This is a genomic window from Paenibacillus sp. FSL R5-0749, assembly GCF_038595085.1.
GTDB lineage: Bacteria > Bacillota > Bacilli > Paenibacillales > Paenibacillaceae > Paenibacillus.
This window is the reverse complement of sequence record NZ_CP152005.1, coordinates 3,036,422-3,055,320: the sequence shown is the minus strand read 5'-3', so window position 1 is coordinate 3,055,320 and position 18,899 is coordinate 3,036,422. Positions and strand designations below refer to the sequence as shown.

General features: G+C 43.8%; 19 protein-coding genes. 4 read left to right on the top strand and 15 right to left on the bottom strand.

Going from position 1 to position 18,899, the window contains the following annotated elements; translation table 11 throughout:
- Positions 1-23: 23 nt before the first annotated feature.
- From MKY85_RS13615 to MKY85_RS13600, 4 genes are all read right to left on the bottom strand, one after another.
- The gene (locus tag MKY85_RS13615) at positions 24-911 is read right to left on the bottom strand and encodes a carbohydrate ABC transporter permease (protein WP_342572913.1); all 888 of its coding nucleotides are present in this window, start codon (positions 909-911) and stop codon (positions 24-26) included.
- Positions 912-926: 15 nt separating this feature from the next.
- Positions 927-1,916 (bottom strand): ABC transporter permease subunit, encoded by a 990-nt coding sequence (locus tag MKY85_RS13610; RefSeq protein ID WP_342572911.1) that lies wholly within the window; start codon positions 1,914-1,916, stop codon positions 927-929.
- 116 nt (positions 1,917-2,032) lie between these two features.
- Positions 2,033-3,055 (bottom strand): LacI family DNA-binding transcriptional regulator, encoded by a 1,023-nt coding sequence (locus tag MKY85_RS13605; RefSeq protein ID WP_342572910.1) that lies wholly within the window; start codon positions 3,053-3,055, stop codon positions 2,033-2,035.
- 135 nt (positions 3,056-3,190) lie between these two features.
- Entirely contained in the window at positions 3,191-3,535 is a 345-nt protein-coding gene (locus MKY85_RS13600) for a thioredoxin family protein (protein WP_339260935.1), read from the bottom strand.
- Between the two features lie 118 nt (positions 3,536-3,653).
- On the opposite strand from MKY85_RS13600, the gene MKY85_RS13595 reads away from it, so the two are divergent.
- A complete protein-coding gene (locus MKY85_RS13595) occupies positions 3,654-3,791 on the top strand; it encodes a hypothetical protein (RefSeq protein ID WP_339242363.1) in 138 nt (45 codons plus the stop codon).
- A 99-nt stretch (positions 3,792-3,890) separates the two neighbouring features.
- Here MKY85_RS13595 and MKY85_RS13590 read toward each other — a convergent pair whose 3' ends face one another.
- A complete protein-coding gene (locus MKY85_RS13590; RefSeq protein WP_342572909.1) occupies positions 3,891-4,184 on the bottom strand; it encodes a DUF3817 domain-containing protein in 294 nt (97 codons plus the stop codon).
- Positions 4,185-4,395: 211 nt separating this feature from the next.
- Positions 4,396-5,364 carry a LacI family DNA-binding transcriptional regulator gene (locus MKY85_RS13585; protein ID WP_339242360.1) on the bottom strand — a complete coding sequence of 323 codons (969 nt, stop codon included), beginning with the start codon at positions 5,362-5,364 and terminating at the stop codon, positions 4,396-4,398.
- A 529-nt stretch (positions 5,365-5,893) separates the two neighbouring features.
- Between MKY85_RS13585 and MKY85_RS13580 the strand changes: the two genes are divergently transcribed.
- Positions 5,894-7,327 (top strand): glycoside hydrolase family 1 protein, encoded by a 1,434-nt coding sequence (locus tag MKY85_RS13580; RefSeq protein ID WP_342572907.1) that lies wholly within the window; start codon positions 5,894-5,896, stop codon positions 7,325-7,327.
- Positions 7,328-7,511: 184 nt separating this feature from the next.
- Here the strand turns inward: MKY85_RS13580 and MKY85_RS13575 are convergent, their stop codons facing one another.
- From MKY85_RS13575 to MKY85_RS13560, 4 genes are all read right to left on the bottom strand, one after another.
- Positions 7,512-8,114 (bottom strand): sugar O-acetyltransferase, encoded by a 603-nt coding sequence (locus MKY85_RS13575; RefSeq protein ID WP_342573363.1) that lies wholly within the window; start codon positions 8,112-8,114, stop codon positions 7,512-7,514.
- Between the two features lie 38 nt (positions 8,115-8,152).
- Positions 8,153-8,719: a sugar O-acetyltransferase gene (locus tag MKY85_RS13570; RefSeq protein WP_342572905.1), complete on the bottom strand. Its 567-nt coding sequence runs from the start codon at positions 8,717-8,719 to the stop codon at positions 8,153-8,155.
- 217 nt (positions 8,720-8,936) lie between these two features.
- Entirely contained in the window at positions 8,937-10,100 is a 1,164-nt protein-coding gene (locus MKY85_RS13565; protein WP_342572903.1) for an MFS transporter, read from the bottom strand.
- A 123-nt stretch (positions 10,101-10,223) separates the two neighbouring features.
- Positions 10,224-10,976 (bottom strand): helix-turn-helix domain-containing protein, encoded by a 753-nt coding sequence (locus MKY85_RS13560; RefSeq protein ID WP_339260927.1) that lies wholly within the window; start codon positions 10,974-10,976, stop codon positions 10,224-10,226.
- Positions 10,977-11,180: 204 nt separating this feature from the next.
- On the opposite strand from MKY85_RS13560, the gene MKY85_RS13555 reads away from it, so the two are divergent.
- Both MKY85_RS13555 and MKY85_RS13550 read left to right on the top strand, forming a co-directional pair.
- Positions 11,181-11,309 (top strand): DUF4023 family protein, encoded by a 129-nt coding sequence (locus MKY85_RS13555; protein WP_047842809.1) that lies wholly within the window; start codon positions 11,181-11,183, stop codon positions 11,307-11,309.
- Between the two features lie 95 nt (positions 11,310-11,404).
- Positions 11,405-11,665, top strand: a complete 261-nt coding sequence (locus MKY85_RS13550; RefSeq protein ID WP_339242352.1) for a hypothetical protein — start codon at positions 11,405-11,407, stop codon at positions 11,663-11,665.
- Between the two features lie 81 nt (positions 11,666-11,746).
- Here MKY85_RS13550 and MKY85_RS13545 read toward each other — a convergent pair whose 3' ends face one another.
- From MKY85_RS13545 to MKY85_RS13525, 5 genes are all read right to left on the bottom strand, one after another.
- Entirely contained in the window at positions 11,747-13,390 is a 1,644-nt protein-coding gene (locus MKY85_RS13545) for an extracellular solute-binding protein (RefSeq protein ID WP_342572900.1), read from the bottom strand.
- 119 nt (positions 13,391-13,509) lie between these two features.
- Positions 13,510-15,189 (bottom strand): response regulator, encoded by a 1,680-nt coding sequence (locus MKY85_RS13540; RefSeq protein ID WP_342572899.1) that lies wholly within the window; start codon positions 15,187-15,189, stop codon positions 13,510-13,512.
- Positions 15,190-15,193: 4 nt separating this feature from the next.
- A complete protein-coding gene (locus MKY85_RS13535; protein ID WP_342572896.1) occupies positions 15,194-16,942 on the bottom strand; it encodes a histidine kinase in 1,749 nt (582 codons plus the stop codon).
- Positions 16,943-17,038: 96 nt separating this feature from the next.
- On the bottom strand, positions 17,039-17,929 hold the full coding sequence (locus tag MKY85_RS13530) for a carbohydrate ABC transporter permease (RefSeq protein ID WP_339242341.1): 891 nt from the start codon (positions 17,927-17,929) through the stop codon (positions 17,039-17,041).
- A 15-nt stretch (positions 17,930-17,944) separates the two neighbouring features.
- Positions 17,945-18,850, bottom strand: a complete 906-nt coding sequence (locus MKY85_RS13525; RefSeq protein WP_339242339.1) for an ABC transporter permease subunit — start codon at positions 18,848-18,850, stop codon at positions 17,945-17,947.
- Positions 18,851-18,899: the final 49 nt, after the last annotated feature.

Sequence of the window (18,899 nt, the reverse complement as noted above, 5' to 3'; positions counted from 1 at the left end):
TCATATTGGGGTATTTGTTTCTTCTATTCCTTGACCGCACCCAGCATCATTCCCGAGATAAAGTATCTCTGAACGATGGGATAGATCAGTACGATCGGGAGTGTTGTAATGACAATCGTGGCCAACTGCACGCCTTTCGTCGTTGTTTCGATCACAGCCGAACCCCCAACATTTTGCATGGATTGGGTCTGGGACTGAACGATAATCTCAAACAGCATCATCTGAAGTGGATACAGTGACTGATCGGTAATGTATAACTTGGTTGTCATGAAGTCGTTCCATTGCCCCACCCCATTAAATAGCGCAATTGTAGCCATGGCAGGCATGGAGAGTGGAATGAATATTTTTAGGAAAATATGCCAATCCCCTGCGCCGTCAATCTTAGCCGACTCCTCCAGAGAATCCGGGACATTTCGGAAGAAATTCATCAGAATCACGACATCATAGAAACTGAATAACGCCGGAATAATGTACACCCAGAAGCTGTTTAACAATCCAAGGGATTTGATTAATAGGTATGTCGGGATCATGCCGCCCGAGAAGAACATTGTAATAACACCCATGGCAACGTATAATTTACGGCCTCTTATGTACTTTTTGCTCAGACCGTAACCAACCATTGCACAGAAGAACACATGTGTAACAACACCAATCGTTGTTTTGGACACCGATATGAAGAAAGCCTGCCATATGCCCTGATCGTTGAATACCGCTCTGTAATTCTCTAGCGAGAATTCCGGTGACCAGAAGATGAATCCGCCTTCCGCCAACGCTTTGCCTGAGCTAAAGGAAGAGATAATGACATTCCAGAGCGGAACCAGAATAACGATCGTACAGATGATTAACAAAATCATATTTAAGGTATCAAAGATCCGACTATCGAGATCTTCTTTTGCCACCTTTCCATTCACGCGGGATGCCTCCTTCTACAACACAGATTGATTATCATTTAATTTGCTGGTAATTTTGTTCGCCGTGACGAGCAGAATGACAGATATGATTGAGACACCCAAGCCAACGGCCGTGGCATATGAAAAGTCACCCTGAGACATCCCCATACGATACACGTATGAATTGATGACTTCCGCTTTATCGCGGTTTTGGGAGTTCATGAGAACCAGGGTCTGATCCAGATTCGACCCCAATAAACCGCTTACAGTTAGAATCAAATTGAGGCTGATGATGGAGCGCATATTAGGTAATGTGATATTCCATATCTGTCTGAGACGGCTTGCACCATCGATTTTGGCAGCTTCATAATACGTAGGATCAATCTTCGCCATAATCGCCAGATACAGAATCGTTCCCCAGCCTGCCTCTTTCCAAATATCGGATAAGGTAGCAATCCACCAATACTTGCCTGCATCCAGCAAAATGTTCTGCGGTTGCGATATCACTCCAAGACTAAGCAACAACTGGTTAAATAAGCCCGTTGTTGAAAACCAGGTGATCAGCATTCCCCCGAGTACGATCCAGGACAAAAAGTGGGGTAAATATGAAATCGTTTGCACAAACTTTTTGAAGCGTCCGCTGTTTAACTCATAGATCATGATCGCAAGAATAATTGGAATGACAAAGCCGATCCCCAGTTTCAAAAAGCTGATCCCCAGTGTGTTCACAACTGCATCCCAGAAGTATTTGTCAGACAAAATGATTCTGAAGTTATCCAGTCCTACCCATGGAGCCGTAGCAAGCGTATCAATGACCGTGTAATTTTTGAAGGCAATCGTCAATCCGTAGATCGGGATATAACAGAAAATAATCATAAATATAATGCCAGGGATAATCATGGATTGAATCTCCCATTGTCTTCGATAATCCACTATGAATTCTTTGATCCGTTGCCCGATGGGCTTCTTTCCGTTAGGACCGACCGTATGTTTACCGGTTGAAGTTTCTACGGCTAATTTATCCACGTTTTTGTACTCCCCTCCGCCTTACATTTATTATAAAAACGTTTTTATTTTTCGCCATAAAAACCCCCTTTGTTTGTATTTATGTAAAAAAAGACCGGAGAAGCAGCTGAGTTAACTTATATACGATAGTCTTTCCGGTCGATCTTCACATGACTTGAACCTCTAACCACCAGTTCACCCGCCAATTTTTGCGCTGCCCCTTGTTCTTTCTCCTTGATCATGCCTACCAGTTGATTGATGGCCAGGATACCCTGTCTTGCAATCTGATTTCTTACCGTTGTGAGCGGTGGAGAAAAATACTGTGCGATATCAATATCATCGAAACCTACGACACTAACATCCTGAGGCACTTCAAAGCCCTCTGACTTCAACGCATGCATACAGCCAATTGCACTCAAGTCATTCCCTGCAAGAAATGCATCCGGCCGCTTGCTGGGATGCAAATGAAGAAAAGATTTTATAGCACTATATGTGCTATCCTCTTCAAAATACCCCTGTATAATGTAATCTTCATCGATTGGAAGCTGGTATTCATGCAGAGCAGCCAGATAGCCATCTCTACGTTGCACACTATCGAACATCGTGTCCACACCGGAAATATAAGCAATTTTCTTGTGTCCCAGCCCAATCAAATACTTGGTTGCTTCGTAAGCAGCCACATACGAGTCAAAAATGACACTTCCCATCGTATCGCTCTGATAGACCCGATCCAGAAAAACAGCCTTGATCTTGTCTTTCTCCATGGCGATAATATCTTGCTCATCGATCCGAAGCTCTTCGTATATAATGACACCATCCACCCGCCGACCCAGAATATTACTCATAATAACGTGTTTATCCTTGGTCACAAATACATTCAAACCATACCCAAGACGATCACATTCGCGAGACATCGATTCAACCAGCTTATAGAAATACGGGCCCGATACACTTGTAGTGAAAAAACCGAGCATTTTGGTTTGGCCGGATTTCAAAAGCTTGCCATTCAGGTTGGGCACATAATTCAATCGCTCTGCCACCTTGAGGACATGTGATTTCGTCTCCGGGTTTAAGACATCTACACCATTTAAAGCGTTGGAGACGGTAGATATGGATACGCCAGCTTCCCTTGCTACATCTTTAATCGTTATTTTTGCCATAATTTTTGTTCCTTTGCTATAAAAACGTTTTTATAATGTTTAAATTATCATAAAACCGTTTTCATGGCAACACTTTAATTTTCGAGCACAAAAAACGGCTCACGTATGAGCCGCCGTTCCTGAAGCTTTCACTTTCTATTCCCCATCCTGGTTATACATGGAGTAAATCTGTTGCAGCTGCTCTTCCAGACGTTCCAAGCGCACAAAACGATCCGCTCGAATATATTCCTTCTGCTCCACAATCATGATCATTGTTGGAACGGTAAAAATAAGAAACCTGGAAGCGACTTCTTCCACTACGTTAGCATCAATGTGCCCCAAATATATGGATGGATAAGGTTCAAGCAACGCCCTGATCTTGGGAAGTAAAGCGTGACATACATTGCACTCCGGACGAGATACATACAAAAAAACGAATTCATGTTGCTGAATAGCCTCTTCAACCATTTCTATGGATGTTAATTCATGAATATCTTTCACAGAAACTCAACCCTTTCCATCATTCAATGGCTTTCTTAGTTAAAATTTTTCTTTTCAAGTATAGCCTATGTGCGTTACAATTAAATGGAATATATCCCCATAAGAAAGAGGTTATGGTATGAAAAAATCATTCTTATTTCTGTTCACTGCCCTAGTTGTTGTTACTTCCTTCTCGGCCTATGCACCTGTGTCCAATGCCTCTGGCGATGTTGGAGTCAGCCTGTTGTCCGATCGTCAAACAGGTGTAGTGAAATAAAACTCGATAGAACTCAGCAGGCGACCTCTTCGGATAACATCCGTACTGGGTCGCCTGCTTTGATTTGTATTTTATTGATTTTGCCTCTTTTATTACATATTAATTCCAATCTCTCTTTCGAAGATAAGATTCAAATACAAAAGTTCCAAATGGCAGAAGACCGGCCACTCCACCCATCAGCCAGCGCGTAATCTTCCACTTTTTGACCACAGCCAGATGCACTAGCGCAATAAGGTACAAAGGAAACAAAATACCATGAATCATGCCCATTACGGCTACAGGGGAAGAGATATCTGCAAAATATTTCAGAGGCATAGCAATAAAAATTAATAGAAGTAATGACACACCCTCCCATATGCCCGCAATTCTGAATCGGCCTGTCACTGTTTTCATAAGGTCCATTCTCACCTTTCCCGCTAATCGTTTGTGAAATATGTAACTTGTAACATGATACGAAAACTTCACGCCACATCTCCGTACAGATATGTTGTTCTGAAGCTTATCCTCAGTATAACGTATGAGGTTAATTCGAAAATGCTTCAAATTTGAATAATTATTGAATCCACAAAACCCGATTCCCACATCAGGTTCAGGTCTTACGGATTCAAGTTGTCTCACGCTCAATCAGCTGGTATGTCAGCTTCTCGGTTTTCAGCTCTGTTTTACCCAATACAGCCCATAATTGGTGAAATGCTTGGGTGGCTTGCTCTGCGATCGGATTGTGTATGGTCGTGATTCCGAGAACACGGGAAAGCTCAATATCATCAAACCCCACAATGGCGAGTTGTTCCGGTACCTGGATATTTCGTCTGCGTGCTTCACTCAGAATGCCGATGGCTGCATAATCATTCGAACATAATACAGCTTGTGGAAGTTCTGGCCCCTCTGCCATTCTGCACATCGCTTCTTCGCCATCTGTGGAGCTGAATACAGAATATTGATACGCTTCAGACCACACAGGTAACCCTTTGCTCTTCATATAAGATTCATAAGCTTCACGGCGGCTCTGGGTATTCAAACTTTCAGCCCTGCCAAATGCATTTGCAATTCGAGTGTATCCTCTCGAAACCAGATGCTCCAGAGCTAACGTATACCCTTCTGCCTGATCCATCGCGACAGACGGAATCTCGTCATTCCCCATTCGCTGCCAGGAGACAATGGGACCATACTCACAATATGCTTTCAACTTGCGAGGGTCATTGACACAAGCGATAATCACCAGCCCATCGACTCGTTTACTGCGCAGATCTTCGAACGCTTGCAATTCAATCTCCGGATCTCCACGGGATGTATAGATAATCGTCTGAAATCCAAAATCCATAGCTGTATCAATGAATTGATTCATGAATGTAAGAATGATCTCTCCTGTGGTAGAGGTCACAATTCCAATCTGCTTCGTTTGCCCTGTTGATAACGATATCGCATTTCGGTTGGGAATATAATTCAACTGTTTCATAATATCCGTGATGATCTGCCTTGCTTCATCACTAACATGCGGAGAATGATTAATCACGCGTGACACTGTCGCTTTTGAGTAACCGGACCGCTTCATAATTTCATCAAACTTGGACATCGGAGACTCCTTTCTTGCTAACGAACGATATTAGTTCAACCAAGATTATTTACACTGGAACTTCGATGACAGAACAACCTTCCGATCGCTGTTATCCCCAGATTTTTTTTAATTCCCCTTATCTAAACGGGAAAATCCGGGGATAAAGGCGACCGCTTCGCTTCTTCTGGTTATTTCTGTCCTCTCCGTTTTCGTGTAAATTTTAGTTGAACTTACTTCGAATAATAGTATGCCTCAGATTGGGATCAAAAGTAAAACTTGACGTGTAACCCGTTACAACGTTTAAGCTTTTTTATGTCATACATGGATCACCTTAAAGTGCGTGTTCAAAAAGATCGGTTTTCAGTACCGAGAAGATGGGATGAAGATAGAAATGGAGTAGCAGAGCGTAGGGAAAACTACGTGAGCAACGGACATTTCGGCTGAATTCCATATTCGATGCTGATGATGCCGTTAGGCATCTTTTGTAATCAAAAGCGGGCTTTTTGAACAACCTCTTAAATAAAATTTGATGAATGGAGCGATACACATGAGCAACTCTCAAAATCAAACCTATCAATTCCCGGAAAATTTCCTGTGGGGTGGCGCAATTGCAGCCAATCAGGCTGAAGGTGCATACAATCAAGGTGGCAAAGGATTATCTACTCAGGATGTAGCTCCCAAAGGCATCATGGGCCCGATCACGGAAGAACCAACCGAAGATAACATGAAACTGATCGGTATCGATCTGTATCATCGTTACAAGGAAGATGTAAAACTGTTTGCAGAGATGGGCTTCAAAGTATTCCGTACTTCCATCGCCTGGTCCCGGATTTTCCCAAAAGGGGACGAGCTGGAACCGAATGAAGAAGGTCTGCAGTTCTACGACGATCTGTTTGACGAGTGTCACAAATACGGGATCGAACCACTCGTAACGTTATCCCACTATGAGACACCTCTTCACTTGTCCAAAGAATACGACGGCTGGGTTAACCGGAAAATGGTCGGATTCTATGAGCGTTATGTAACTGCTGTATTTAATCGGTACAAAAACAAAGTAAAATACTGGCTTACTTTTAACGAAATTAATTCGATTCTCGAAGCACCCTTCATGAGTGGTGGCATCTATACGCCGAAGGAGAAGCTTAGCAAGCAGGATTTGTATCAGGCGATCCATCATGAGTTTGTAGCTAGTGCTTCTGCTGTGAAACTCTGTCATGAGATTATTCCTACGGCACAGATTGGTTGTATGATGCTCAGCATGCCTACTTATCCGCTGACACCGAATCCAGACGATATGATTAAAGTCATGGAATTCGAACACACCAACTATTTCTTCGGTGATGTGCATGTAAGAGGTCGCTACCCTGGTTATATGAAACGTTATTTCCGGGAACACGGGATTGAGATTCAGATGGAAGCTGGCGACGAGGACATGCTTCTGAATACAGTGGACTTCATCTCTTTCAGTTATTACATGAGTATCTGCCAGACAGCAGACCCGGAGAAACAAATCGCAGGTGAAGGTAACCTGCTTGGCGGCGTACCTAACCCTTATCTGCCTGCAAGTGAATGGGGATGGCAGATCGACCCGCAAGGCCTGCGTTATGTGCTTAACATGTTCTATGACCGTTATCAGAAACCACTGTTTATTGTAGAGAATGGTCTTGGCGCTGTCGATGAGTTAATCACGGGTGCAGACGGCGAGAAAACCGTTGAGGATGACTACCGAATTCAATATCTGAATGATCATCTGGTTCAGGTTGGCGAAGCCATTGAAGATGGCGTTGAAATTATGGGTTATACATCATGGGGTTGCATTGATGTAGTCAGTGCGTCTTCTGCCCAATTGAAAAAACGGTATGGCTACATCTATGTTGATCGTCATGACGATGGTTCAGGAACACTCGAACGTTACCGCAAAAAATCCTTCCATTGGTACAAAGAAGTGATCAGCAGTAACGGGAAAAGTTTGCAGCGTTAAGATTTTTCAAGCAATGTTTAAGCAAATGTAACAGATATATCCGTCTATCCCCCAGCAAATCACATGAGAAAGTGTCGATTATACGATACTTTGGCATATTTACTGTCTGGGGGATTTTATTGAAAATACCCGATGTTACATGATAAACATCAGGCATTCTCATTGGCTGTTAGGATATTCTTTACTATATGTTCTTCACTACATCCCTGCTGTACTTTGTTTTGTCTTCTTCCGTTATCTCGCGAATGACCCTGCAAGGGTTACCCGCAGCAATCACCCCAGACGGTACACTCTTGGTCACTACGCTCCCTGCTCCAATGATCGTATTGTCTCCAATCGTCACACCGGCAAGAACGGTCACACCGCCACCGATCCACACATTATTCCCCACCGTGATCGGTCCAACAATCTCCAGACCTTCATTGCGCTGCTCCACATCAAAAGGGTGGCCCGCAGTGTAAAATCCGCAATTTGGAGCAACAAAAACGTTATCTCCAAAACTGATTTTGCCTCCATCCAACATGACAATATTATGATTGCTATAGAAGTTCTCACCAATTTCAATATTATAACCATAATCACATACAAAGGGCTGTTCAATCAGGAAACGATCAGTCGTTTTCCCGAGCAGTTTCTTAATTAACGCTTCTCGTTCATTGATCTTGCCTGGATGGAGCTGGTTATAATCGTAACAAAGTCCTTTGGCATACAAACGCTCTTCAATTAACTCTTGATCATAATTGGCATTATATAGTAGCCCTAATTGCGATTTCTCTTTTTCAGTCATCAAGTCGATGCACTCCCCATCTTCTGCCCTTAATTAAGTTAAAGCTCTATCTCTCTAATGATTCTGGCAGGATTGCCGCCAACGATCATATTATCCGGTACATCCTTCGTAACCACCGACCCAGAAGCAATAACGACGTTATCCCCTATCGTAACCCCTGGATTAATAACGGCTCTACCACCGATCCATACATTATTTCCAATCGTGACTGGCTTGCCATATTCTGCACCCGTATTGCGTTCATGCGGATGGAGTGGGTGAGTAGCCGTGTAGATATGTACATCAGGCCCCATTAAACAATACTCTCCGATACGAACTTCACACACATCTAATATCGTACAGTTAAAATTGGCATAGAAATGGTTGCCTACATGAATGTTATATCCATAATCCACATGAATATTAGGTTCCATGCCCAGATGTTCACCTGTAGATCCAAACAGTTCCTTCAGTAACTTGGTTCGAAGCTCACCGTCAGTTTCTGTCGTTTGATTAAATGTCCGCGTCATTCTTCTTGCATATTCCCTGCCCTGGGACAATTCGAGATCAGAAGCCATGTACAGCTCGCCATCCAGCATTTTTTGTTTTTCCGTCTTCGTGGTCATAATCACTGCTCCCCTGGTACAAATCATATAATTAACATTAGATAATACTTTTTAAAACTCTTTTAATTATATAGATTACGATGAATAAAGCAAGTCTTGTTCTATATGAAAATAGTTTAATCTACTCTTCTTTAATCTCGTAAGATTGCAAAAAACCTCTACACCCCATTGACTACGGGGATGCAGAGGTTCAAGTTTTTTGTCTAATTTCTTTATTCTAAGCAACCGCCTGAACGGTTTTTTCCTTCACGCTAATGGCATAGATGGCAGACACCAAACCAAGCAAAATGAGTACAGAGCCAACCCATCCGGTGTTCAGAATCGATGAATGATCAATCACCATACCACCGATATAGGTACCCAGTGCAATACCTGCATGTGCAATACCTGAATTGGTGCTAATCAGCGTTTCGGCTGTTTCCGGCGAAGTTTTGATAATGAGACTATTCTGTACAGGCGTTACGGTCCAGCTCAGTGCACTCCAGATGCTTAACAATATCAAGAAGGCAATCAAAGGCAATTGAACACTAAACGGGATGATAGCCATACTCACGATAAAGGGAATCAGAACAATGACGATCGCTTTAGCAGGATGCAGACGATCCGATAACATGCCCCCAATGCCTCCACCTGCAACAGCAGCGATCCCAAACATCATATAGATAAAGGTAACCATCGTTGCGCTGGCACCCAGGGTTTCTTGCAGAAATGGTGTGAAATACGCATATAAAGTCAAATGACCCGCAAGTACAAGCAAAGTCGTCGCATGGATTGCCAACATTTTCGGATTCCACAGCGCCGTAAGCTGTTTCTTCAGGGATACAGCAGGAATCGGCTGCACTCGATCCATCGCAATCCAGATAGCTACCATAACCACTGCGGTCAGTATGGCAATCAACATAAACACTTCACGCCAGCCAGCCAAGTTCCCTACAAAAATACCAAGTGGTACACCAAGGATAAGTGAGGCACTGCCACCCATGGTAATGGTCCCCACCGCGCGTCCTTTATACTGTGGTTCCACAATGCGCGCTGCAAGCGTCAGGGAGAGCACAAAAATAAGTGAACCCGTCGCGGCTCCGAGAGCTCTACCCGCCATCAGCATGTAGAAGCTGGTGCTGAACGCAGAGATGAGATTACTGATCAGAAATACAAATAGCGTACACATATATACCTTTTTACGCTCGAATCTAGCCGTCATATTTAATAAAATCGGCGCAGATAACGCATAGACAAGTGAGAAAATAGAAATTAAATATCCGGCCTTAGCCAGGGATAGATGAAGATCCGTAGCAATCAGGTCCAGAATGCCGCCCAAGATCAGTTCAACGGTTCCGACCACAAATGCTGCGATAGCAAGCACATATACTTTCTTATTCATGTTGAATCCTCCTCAAAAGTTACAACTACGATAGTAACTCATAGGAATGAAAGTTTCAATAGTTATTTTCATTGTTTTTTCAAATAAAGTTATAACAAAAAAACTATTCTCTTGGAGAATAGTTTAATAGATCAACCTGGTGAGCAATCGCTCGATTTCAGCATCCTGCAACAGTTGGTCACCATATTTTTTTGTAATTTGAGTAAGGGCAACATCATGGTAGAAATAATCAGTCATGGCTTTAACAATCGGTTTGGACATCGTCTTGATGGCTCGCCATGAATCGTGTTCCACACCGGCAAACAACAGATAAGCATGATCCACAATGAGCAGTTGTGATGGCTCCGGCGCGTCAAGTAATGGAATCAACGAGTATTTACGCGTTAAGGAGGTCTCCATTCCCCCTACGGCTAACACTTCAACGTACACTCCCTGCTTTTCCTTCTGCTCCAGCAGTTCACGATATTTCTCCATTCGCTCATTCCATGCCAGGAAAAGAATTGATGATTCCGCTTCCTCGATAAGTTGTTCAATGTTTGATCCAATGGATGATTCATCTTTTAACGTCCAGATATGTTCATCCGTGAATGTACGTTTGATTTTGTAACTCTTCAGTTCCTCGATATCTTTATCAAAATCTGCCTTGATCTTATGAATAACGGACTGAATATCTACGGCCATATATAATTTTTTCTTTCCATCCATCGTGGTCAGCACCGTTCCCTTGTCGATCAGTCGATTAAGCACTTCATATATTTTGGCTTTGGGAACGTTCGAGTAATTAACAATGGATGTGGCATCAAGCGGTTCATCTTGTGCAAATATAGCCTCGTATACCTGGCTCTCATATTGTGTAAAACCGAATTTCTGCAACATATTTGGATTGGCGCATCCCTTCTTATTATGTCTGGTCTATCTAGTTTAGACGGCTATACTTCCCATGTCCAGTATGTCCCACCTAACGTGGGATTGTTTGAATCAAAATTAAATTATGCGATGTCCCCAAAATAAAATCACTTTCCAGTGGTTATATTAAGAATCGGATACCCATTTTGCTTGTGGAAGGAGCTGTAATTTTTAATGGAAAGCACGCAAGATTTTGTGAAGAAAGTTAATGAAAATGCCGAAAAAGCGCGTCACAATAAAAACAATGGCAAGGGAACACCTGGAGACAAGTTACCATCGAAACAGCATTCTACGAATAAGTAGAGTCTATTTATTGAACAGCATGACTTCTGTCTAGCACCTTTTCCTCTACTTTTCATCTACTATTAAGAACCTTTAATAGAAAAGAGATGATTAGTATGGCTCGTGTCAATGCTGTTCGACAACCGGATCTGGTGTTAATCTATTGGTCCAGAAATCCGCTCGTGCCTGGTTCTGCGCGCAGAATTCAAAGCGTACGTGTGATTGGAAACACCGCTCCGTGTACATTTACATTAGTTCCCGGGGCATTATTGATCAATGCATTAAACTGTTTGTTGGACAACGATATTGGATTCAAAGTGGTATACCGCCAGAAAACATCAGCCATCAGTGGAGTTCTGTTATTGAAACGCAGATAATCAGACCCGAAAAAAATGGTGCTCCCTTTAGGAGAGCACCATTTTCTCATTTTTCATTCTTGGATTATAACAATTAATCCTTTATTGATTAGCAGCGATTGTTTCATTCACTTCCTGTGTAATCTCATCACCGCCGAGTTTCTTCCAATTGGCAACAAAGTTATCGAACTCGTCAATCGACAGGTTACCATAGATGATTTTCAGGAACGTCTCGGCTCTCAATTTATCCAGCGTAGCTTGCTTGGTATTCATTGTTCTCGTTGGTGCATAGATGAATTCATTCATGACAATCAGGTCATTATCCCGATAATATTTAATCACACCTTGCGAACTCTCTGGGCCAAATATCCGCTCCATATGCCACTTGTCGAGATTACCATTCCGATAATCCATAATATCATCATAGAACAGCTTCGCTTCGAGTTCCAATCCGGACGTATCTCCTGTTTGAAGCGCCTGCTCCACTTCGTCCTGCGCCTTCACATTTTTGTTGGCTGGCAGGTTAGAAACCGTCGCATTATGAAAACCAAGACCTGTCAGTCCATTTAAGTAAGCAGCCCGTTCTTCCTTCGCAGACTCACCAAACATTTTTTCAGCCTGGAAATTGAGCAATTTAATTAACGCTTCCGGATGCTCGTAACCTTTGCGAACAGCAAATATGCCGCCCAGACTAAGATGGTTCTGTGTTTTTGCTGGCTGATCATCAATCGATTGAACCGGGTAAGGCATCCAGTCGATGTTCTTGTCTTTCTTAATCATACTGCTAACCTGGAAAGGTGCCCATTGTGGCAGGAAGAACATGCCTGACTTGCCAGCATTCACATCCTCCATCATTTTAGCAAAATCTTTAACGCCAAATTCGGGATCAAGAACGCCCTTCTGATACAGAGTCTGGAGCTCACGCAATCCTTCTTTCACTTCCGGTTGGATCGTTCCATTCACGACTTGACCTGAAGCATCCTTAATCCAGGTTTCGAGATAACCATGATAGCCGAGCAAGAACGCGTTGATAGGTAAATCCTTGTTTAAGGCAATGCCGTACGTATCATCTTTGCCATTTCCGTCTGGATCTTCGAAGGTAAAGGCTTCCGCAATCTGGATGACATCCTGCATGGTTTTAGGTGCCTCAAGCCCAACCTTTTTCAGCCAATCCTGACGAATCCAGATCATATCCGAGGAATCCAACGAACCTGGGAAGCTAACCATGGCGTATATTTTTCCATCCTTGGTTACCGGCTTCAAACCTGCTCCATCTTCAGCAGACATGAACTCCTTCACCAGTTCGGATGCATACTTGTCATATACTTCGGTCAGATCCTCCAGCATTCCCGCTTCATGCAGTTGTTCGAATTGCACAGCGCTCACTTTCAGTACATCCGGCAGATCACCACTCGCGAGCGTAACATTCATCTTATCGTTATAATTAGCATCCGGAACAATCCATTCGTACGATACATCAATACCGAGTTCATCCTTATACCCTCTGGTCCAGATGTTATTGGCGTGTGTATCTCCTTCGGCTAGCGATTCTTTCCCCGTTTCATTCATGGTAGAAGTTAATTTAATGGGTGGGTCGTATTTCGTAAGTGGTCCTCCCGCATCCTGCTGTGTGTTTGGCTCAGCTTCATTCTCGGCACTTCCCGCACCGGACGAACAGGCTGCAAGTGTGGTGGCTAGTACCATGGTTAATGTTAATAATGAGAACTTCTTGAATGATATATTCATGCGAATCCCCCTTTTTTCTCCTCCCGTGAGGTATAATTTTATATTACAAAGGAAGCGCTATCACTTCGAGTGTACCCCGTTTACATCTAGTATCTTTGATTTACCCTTTGAGAAATTCTCTAACTTTTCTGATCCCGATACTCTTGAGGGGTGCAGCCTGTCGCTTTTTTGAAGAAACGATAAAAATAATGCTGATCGCTAAACCCAACCCTCGCAGATATTTCATGCATCTTACAGGTCGAACCCAGAAGCAACTCTTTGCTTCGCTCCACTCTAAGGTCATGGATGTAGTCGGATATGCCTTTGCCTGTAATCCGTTTGTACCAACGTGACAGATAAGAAGGGTTAAGAGAGACTTCCTGTGCGATCCGTGTGAGTGAGAGGTCGTCCTCCAGATGGTGCTTGATATAATGATGGATCGTGATCAGAATCTGTGATTGGTCATTCAGACGAGCATTGCTTCGTTTGGAGATCATCCATTCGTATGCAGATTGATAAAAGATAACCAGTTCGGACCATGCGGTATGGATGTCAAAATGCAGCATTCGGGACAGCGCTATCTCTTCCATTGCCGATTCATACAGCCCTAATTCGTGCAGGACTTCAATGAACACATTGGCTGCGCCAGTATAGGTTTTCATTCGAAAGAACGGATCTTGAAGTCCTTTCTTCGCAGCCTCGGTCCATTTATGGAAGGACTCCATCCACTCCCGGTCACCTGCTGTTATTCGCTGTTTGATGTGCTCCAGATGCAGAACTACGACACCCTGTTGATTCATCATGCTAGGAGTGTAAGGCAATTTATCCTGGATTTTGACACGCAGCAGCTTCTCCATCCCCAGCCCCGGACTCTCATGAATCGATAGACGCAACTGCGCAATAGCCTGATTAACCCTGTTCCATTCTACCGCCTGCTCACTAACCATGATGGATACGGACAGGTTCAAACAGTCCGCACAGGATTGCTGCACAGACTCCAGTGTGCCATAGACAAAACGAAGAGTTTGTTGCCAGTTATCCAGCTGACTTCCTCGCTCCCCTTCAGTATTAGATACGTGGGGCGGATGCACCCCCTGCGATTGAATTAAGCAAGCGATAACCTGAGTGTCCAGATCAATTGCCTTCACCTTGGCCTTGTCCTGCAGCAGTTCCTCTGCAACATTGGCAACGGCATAGCGGATTAGGCTGCGATCGGCCTGGGACTGATAGTTGTTCCATTCTTCTACCCGGATGATTACTGGAATAACGAGTTGATCGGATTCGAAAGGTAGCTGTACAGCATCAAGTTCTTCCTGAAGTGAAATGTTATCATGGCTTTCCGTTCGCTTAAGCACATCCAGCAGCAATTGACGCTGCAACTGGGGCAGCGCTCGGGGCAATTTACTCCGAAACCATGCAGCTTGGTAGCGAAAATCATTCTCTTCGGAGATTTGTGTTAATGCCCGTTCTACCGCAGCACGAATGTGATTCATGCCCTCTGTCTTTAACAGGTAATCAACAACGCAAGGATTCCGAATAGCTTGGTGTGCATAATCAAATTCGTTATGACCTGTCAGCAAGAGGACTTTGCATCGTGGCCATCGATCCATAATCTGTTCAATTAATTCCATGCCGTCCATGCCAGGCATACAGATATCACTGAGTACAATATCAACCTTTACCAAGTTCAGCCAATCGATAGCTTCATAGGCCGAGTATGCCTTGATTATCTCCATGTCCTGAAGATTTGCTTTTTGAAAATACGCATACAGTCCGTCCAGAATAACGGGTTCATCATCTACTATGAGCATTCTCTGCATGACGTTACTCCCCCTCCCATGGAATCTTCACTATAATGCACAACCCACCGAGCTCACTTCGCTGCGCTGTAAGACCATAACCAGCCCCGAATTTGATTCTTAATCGCTGATTCACATTGATGAGCCCGGTTATCTCTTCGTTTCCATGTTTCCGCTCTGTTTCCTCAAATGCAGATTGCAGATAAATCAATGTTTCATCACTTAACTGATCCCCATCATCCTCAATGCGAATGGACAGATTGTCCAGGCCCTTTTGGTACGAGATCTGTAGGATACCTCCTTCGCTGCGTTTGGCTAGTGCATGCTCAAACACATTCTCTACGATCGGCTGAATCATGACTCTGGGAACGGAAATGACTCTGTATCTTGCGTCCAGATCCTCTAATTCCAATTGAATCCTCGAACCAAACCGGATTTTTTGAATGGATGCATAGACCAACGCATGGTCAATCTCAGCCCCCAACGATACCTCCGTATGAGAATCCCGAGACATATACCTGAAATATTGACCCAGGTAGTCGGTGAATTCCTGAATGAGCTCCACATTCTCCACCTCAGCCATTTGCTTGATGCTGAACAGACTGTTGTATAGAAAGTGAGGTTGAATCTGGGATTGCAGATGTTTGAGTTCCGCCTCACTTGTTCGAATGCGCGCAACATAATTCTCATCGATCAAAATATGTAAGCGTTCTATCATATGGTTGAATCGGGAGTACAAATAGCCGAATTCATCCCTTCTGGATGAAGGAATATATACACTTGTCTGGCCCTGTTCAGCCATTCTAAATCCTCGGATGAGCAACGATAAAGGTTGGTGAATCGATCTATAGATCGAAAAAGAGAAGACAATAATAATTACAACCGACATGAAGGTCACCATCCATAACCATACGTTGTATTGTTCCAGTGGTGCGCTCAGCACATCCTGCGGAATAGTGGCCGTCAGCGTGAACGAATGATCTTTATCGTGTAAAGAATAATAGAGATATGAATCAGATTGGAACTTTGTAACTTGCATGGACTGAGACGGTTCAGGCGGAACTGTTCGAATCGGTTTTACAGGTGCTGCCTGCTCTGAAGAAGAGATGACTACATTATGGTGTTCACCAAAACTCAGTGTAATCTCACTTTCACCCGTTTCCGACAGTTGCTGCAAACGATGTTTCAGTTCTTCAGCAGACAAGCGTATTCCTAATATGAAATTGGGTGGCTCCTCATGGTTCATGTTATACGGATTACTTTTCAGGAAATAGAGAACGTTATTGGAATGCGATAATTCGCCATTCAGATTCCCCATTGTCGCGAGCAGATTCTTCCACTCGGTATCCTCTACATCCCGAATCCCGTCCGCCGCACTGACTCGTTTATGCAGAGCGGGAACGTAATACACAACATCACTAATATAAGGACTCGTCACCATGATCTGACCCAACTTATTGTGAATGTTGTTCAGGCTGGACGTGATTTCATAGCTACTCATAATCGCAGCTCTTGTACTTAGCGTGGACATGGGTTCATCAAATGAAAATTCGGTAACCAGCGCACTCATCCGCTCCAATTCGAATTGCAGATGATTATGGTAGAAGTACAATTTGGACTCATGGGCCTTCTCCACCTCCGTCTGCATTTGTTTGGAGCTGAGTTGCGTAATCATAATGCTTATCCCGTACAGGGGCAGAATGACCAGTATAAAAGCAATCATCAGTTTGACGACAATGGATGACTCTCTCCATCTCCCCCAAATGAATCTCAATGTTCCATCTCTCCTCTCCTCTTTCTTCTCACCTCAATAGCAAAAAAAGGAGCCAGAAATCGGCTCCTCAATCGATTGGTTTTCCTCCTACCGATCTTATCCCTTTACACTTCCGACTACAAGCCCATGAACGAAATATCGCTGCAGGAACGGATACACAAGTAGAATCGGAATAACGGACAAAAAGATCTGGGAAGCTTGGGTAGTTCTATCCGATACCTGACTTAAGAGTGTCGCATCCTCCAGCGTCATCATCTCGCTCTGAATCATCGTCACCTGCTGTAACATGGACTGAAGATATGTAGCAAGCGGATAACCTTCCGGACTTTTCATGTAGATCATGCCATCGAACCAGGCGTTCCAGTGTCCCACCATGGCGAACAGCGTGATGGTCGCAATACTGGGAAGTGAAATAGGAAGATAGATGCTGCATAGCGTGCGGAAATGTCCTGCCCCATCCATCCAGGAGGCCTCTTCAAGTTCCTTCGGCAATCCCCGGAAGAAATTAAGCATTAGAAGTACATTAAAGATCGGAACAGCACCCGGCAAAATTAGAGCCCAGATGGAATCCAACAAGCCCGCTTCCTTAACCACCAGGTAACCCGGGATCAATCCTCCACTGAATAACATGGTGAATACGAATATCCAGGCATAGACTGTTCTTGAACGGAATTTGGCAGCCTCTTTGGAGAGCGGATAAGCTACCAGAATTGTGAAGATCAGATTGGTCGTAACCCCCAGAATGACACGTAGCAGGCTCGTGCCGAATGAGTTCAGGAATTGCTGATTTTCCAGAATGTATTGATAGGAGGACAATGTAAAATCCACAGGCCAGAATGTGACGCTCCCCGCTTTGACCGCATCACTTGAACTAAATGAAATCGCTAATATATTCACAATCGGGAACAGGCATAACAAGGCAAGAATCGTCAGGATGACGTAGTTAAACCCTAGGAACCACCGATAGGCTCTTGAAGCGTGGTGCATGACTCTGCCTCCTTTCTAGAATATCCGATAATTCGCGAACCGATAGGCCAAGAAATAACCAAGTCCGATAAAAATGAACGAAACGACAGATTTTATCAGCCCCAACGCTGTGGATACAGAATACTGTGCATCCTGCAATCCGATCCGATAGATCATCGTATCGAGAATATCTCCTGATTCGTATACCAATGGATTATAGAGGTTGAACACTTGGTCAAAACCGCCGTTGAGTACATTCCCCAGACTAAGCGTTACCATCAAAATGACGATCGGGCGAATGCCGGGCAGTGTGATATGCCATGTCTGTTTCCATCTTCCCGCTCCATCCATAACAGAGGCCTCGTAGAGTGACTTATCAATATTCGTGAGGGCAGCAAGATAGATAATCGTACCAAATCCGAATTCTTTCCATTGGTCTGTGATGACAAGTATGTATGGAAACCACTCGTTACTGGCCAGGAATTGAATTGGGTCAATTCCGAGGGCTTTTAGCAACATATTAACGATCCCCGTGCTGGGAGATAACACATCCACGATGATTCCCGCCAGAATAACCCAAGAGAAAAAGTGAGGCATATAAATTACAGTCTGAATCGTTCTTTTGAAACCTGTCTTGCGAACCTCGTTGAGTAATAAGGCTACAAGTACCGGAATAACCAAGCCAGACACAATTTTCATCGTTGATATAAACACCGTATTCCATACAACTTGCGAGAAACCGGGCAGATCGAACAGATACCTGAAATTATCCCACCCCACCCAGTTCATATTTTTGAATCCGGCAATGGGAGAGAAATCCTGAAAGGCAATAGAGAGCCCCGCCATCGGAATGTAACCGAATACAATAATAATCAGCAGTCCGGGTAGAATCATAAGATGAAGCGGAACGTTTCGGATGAATTGTTTGTAGTTGGAACGCATAGCTGACTCCTCCTTCAACGTTTATTATAGGAGCAGCCATTTCACCGCA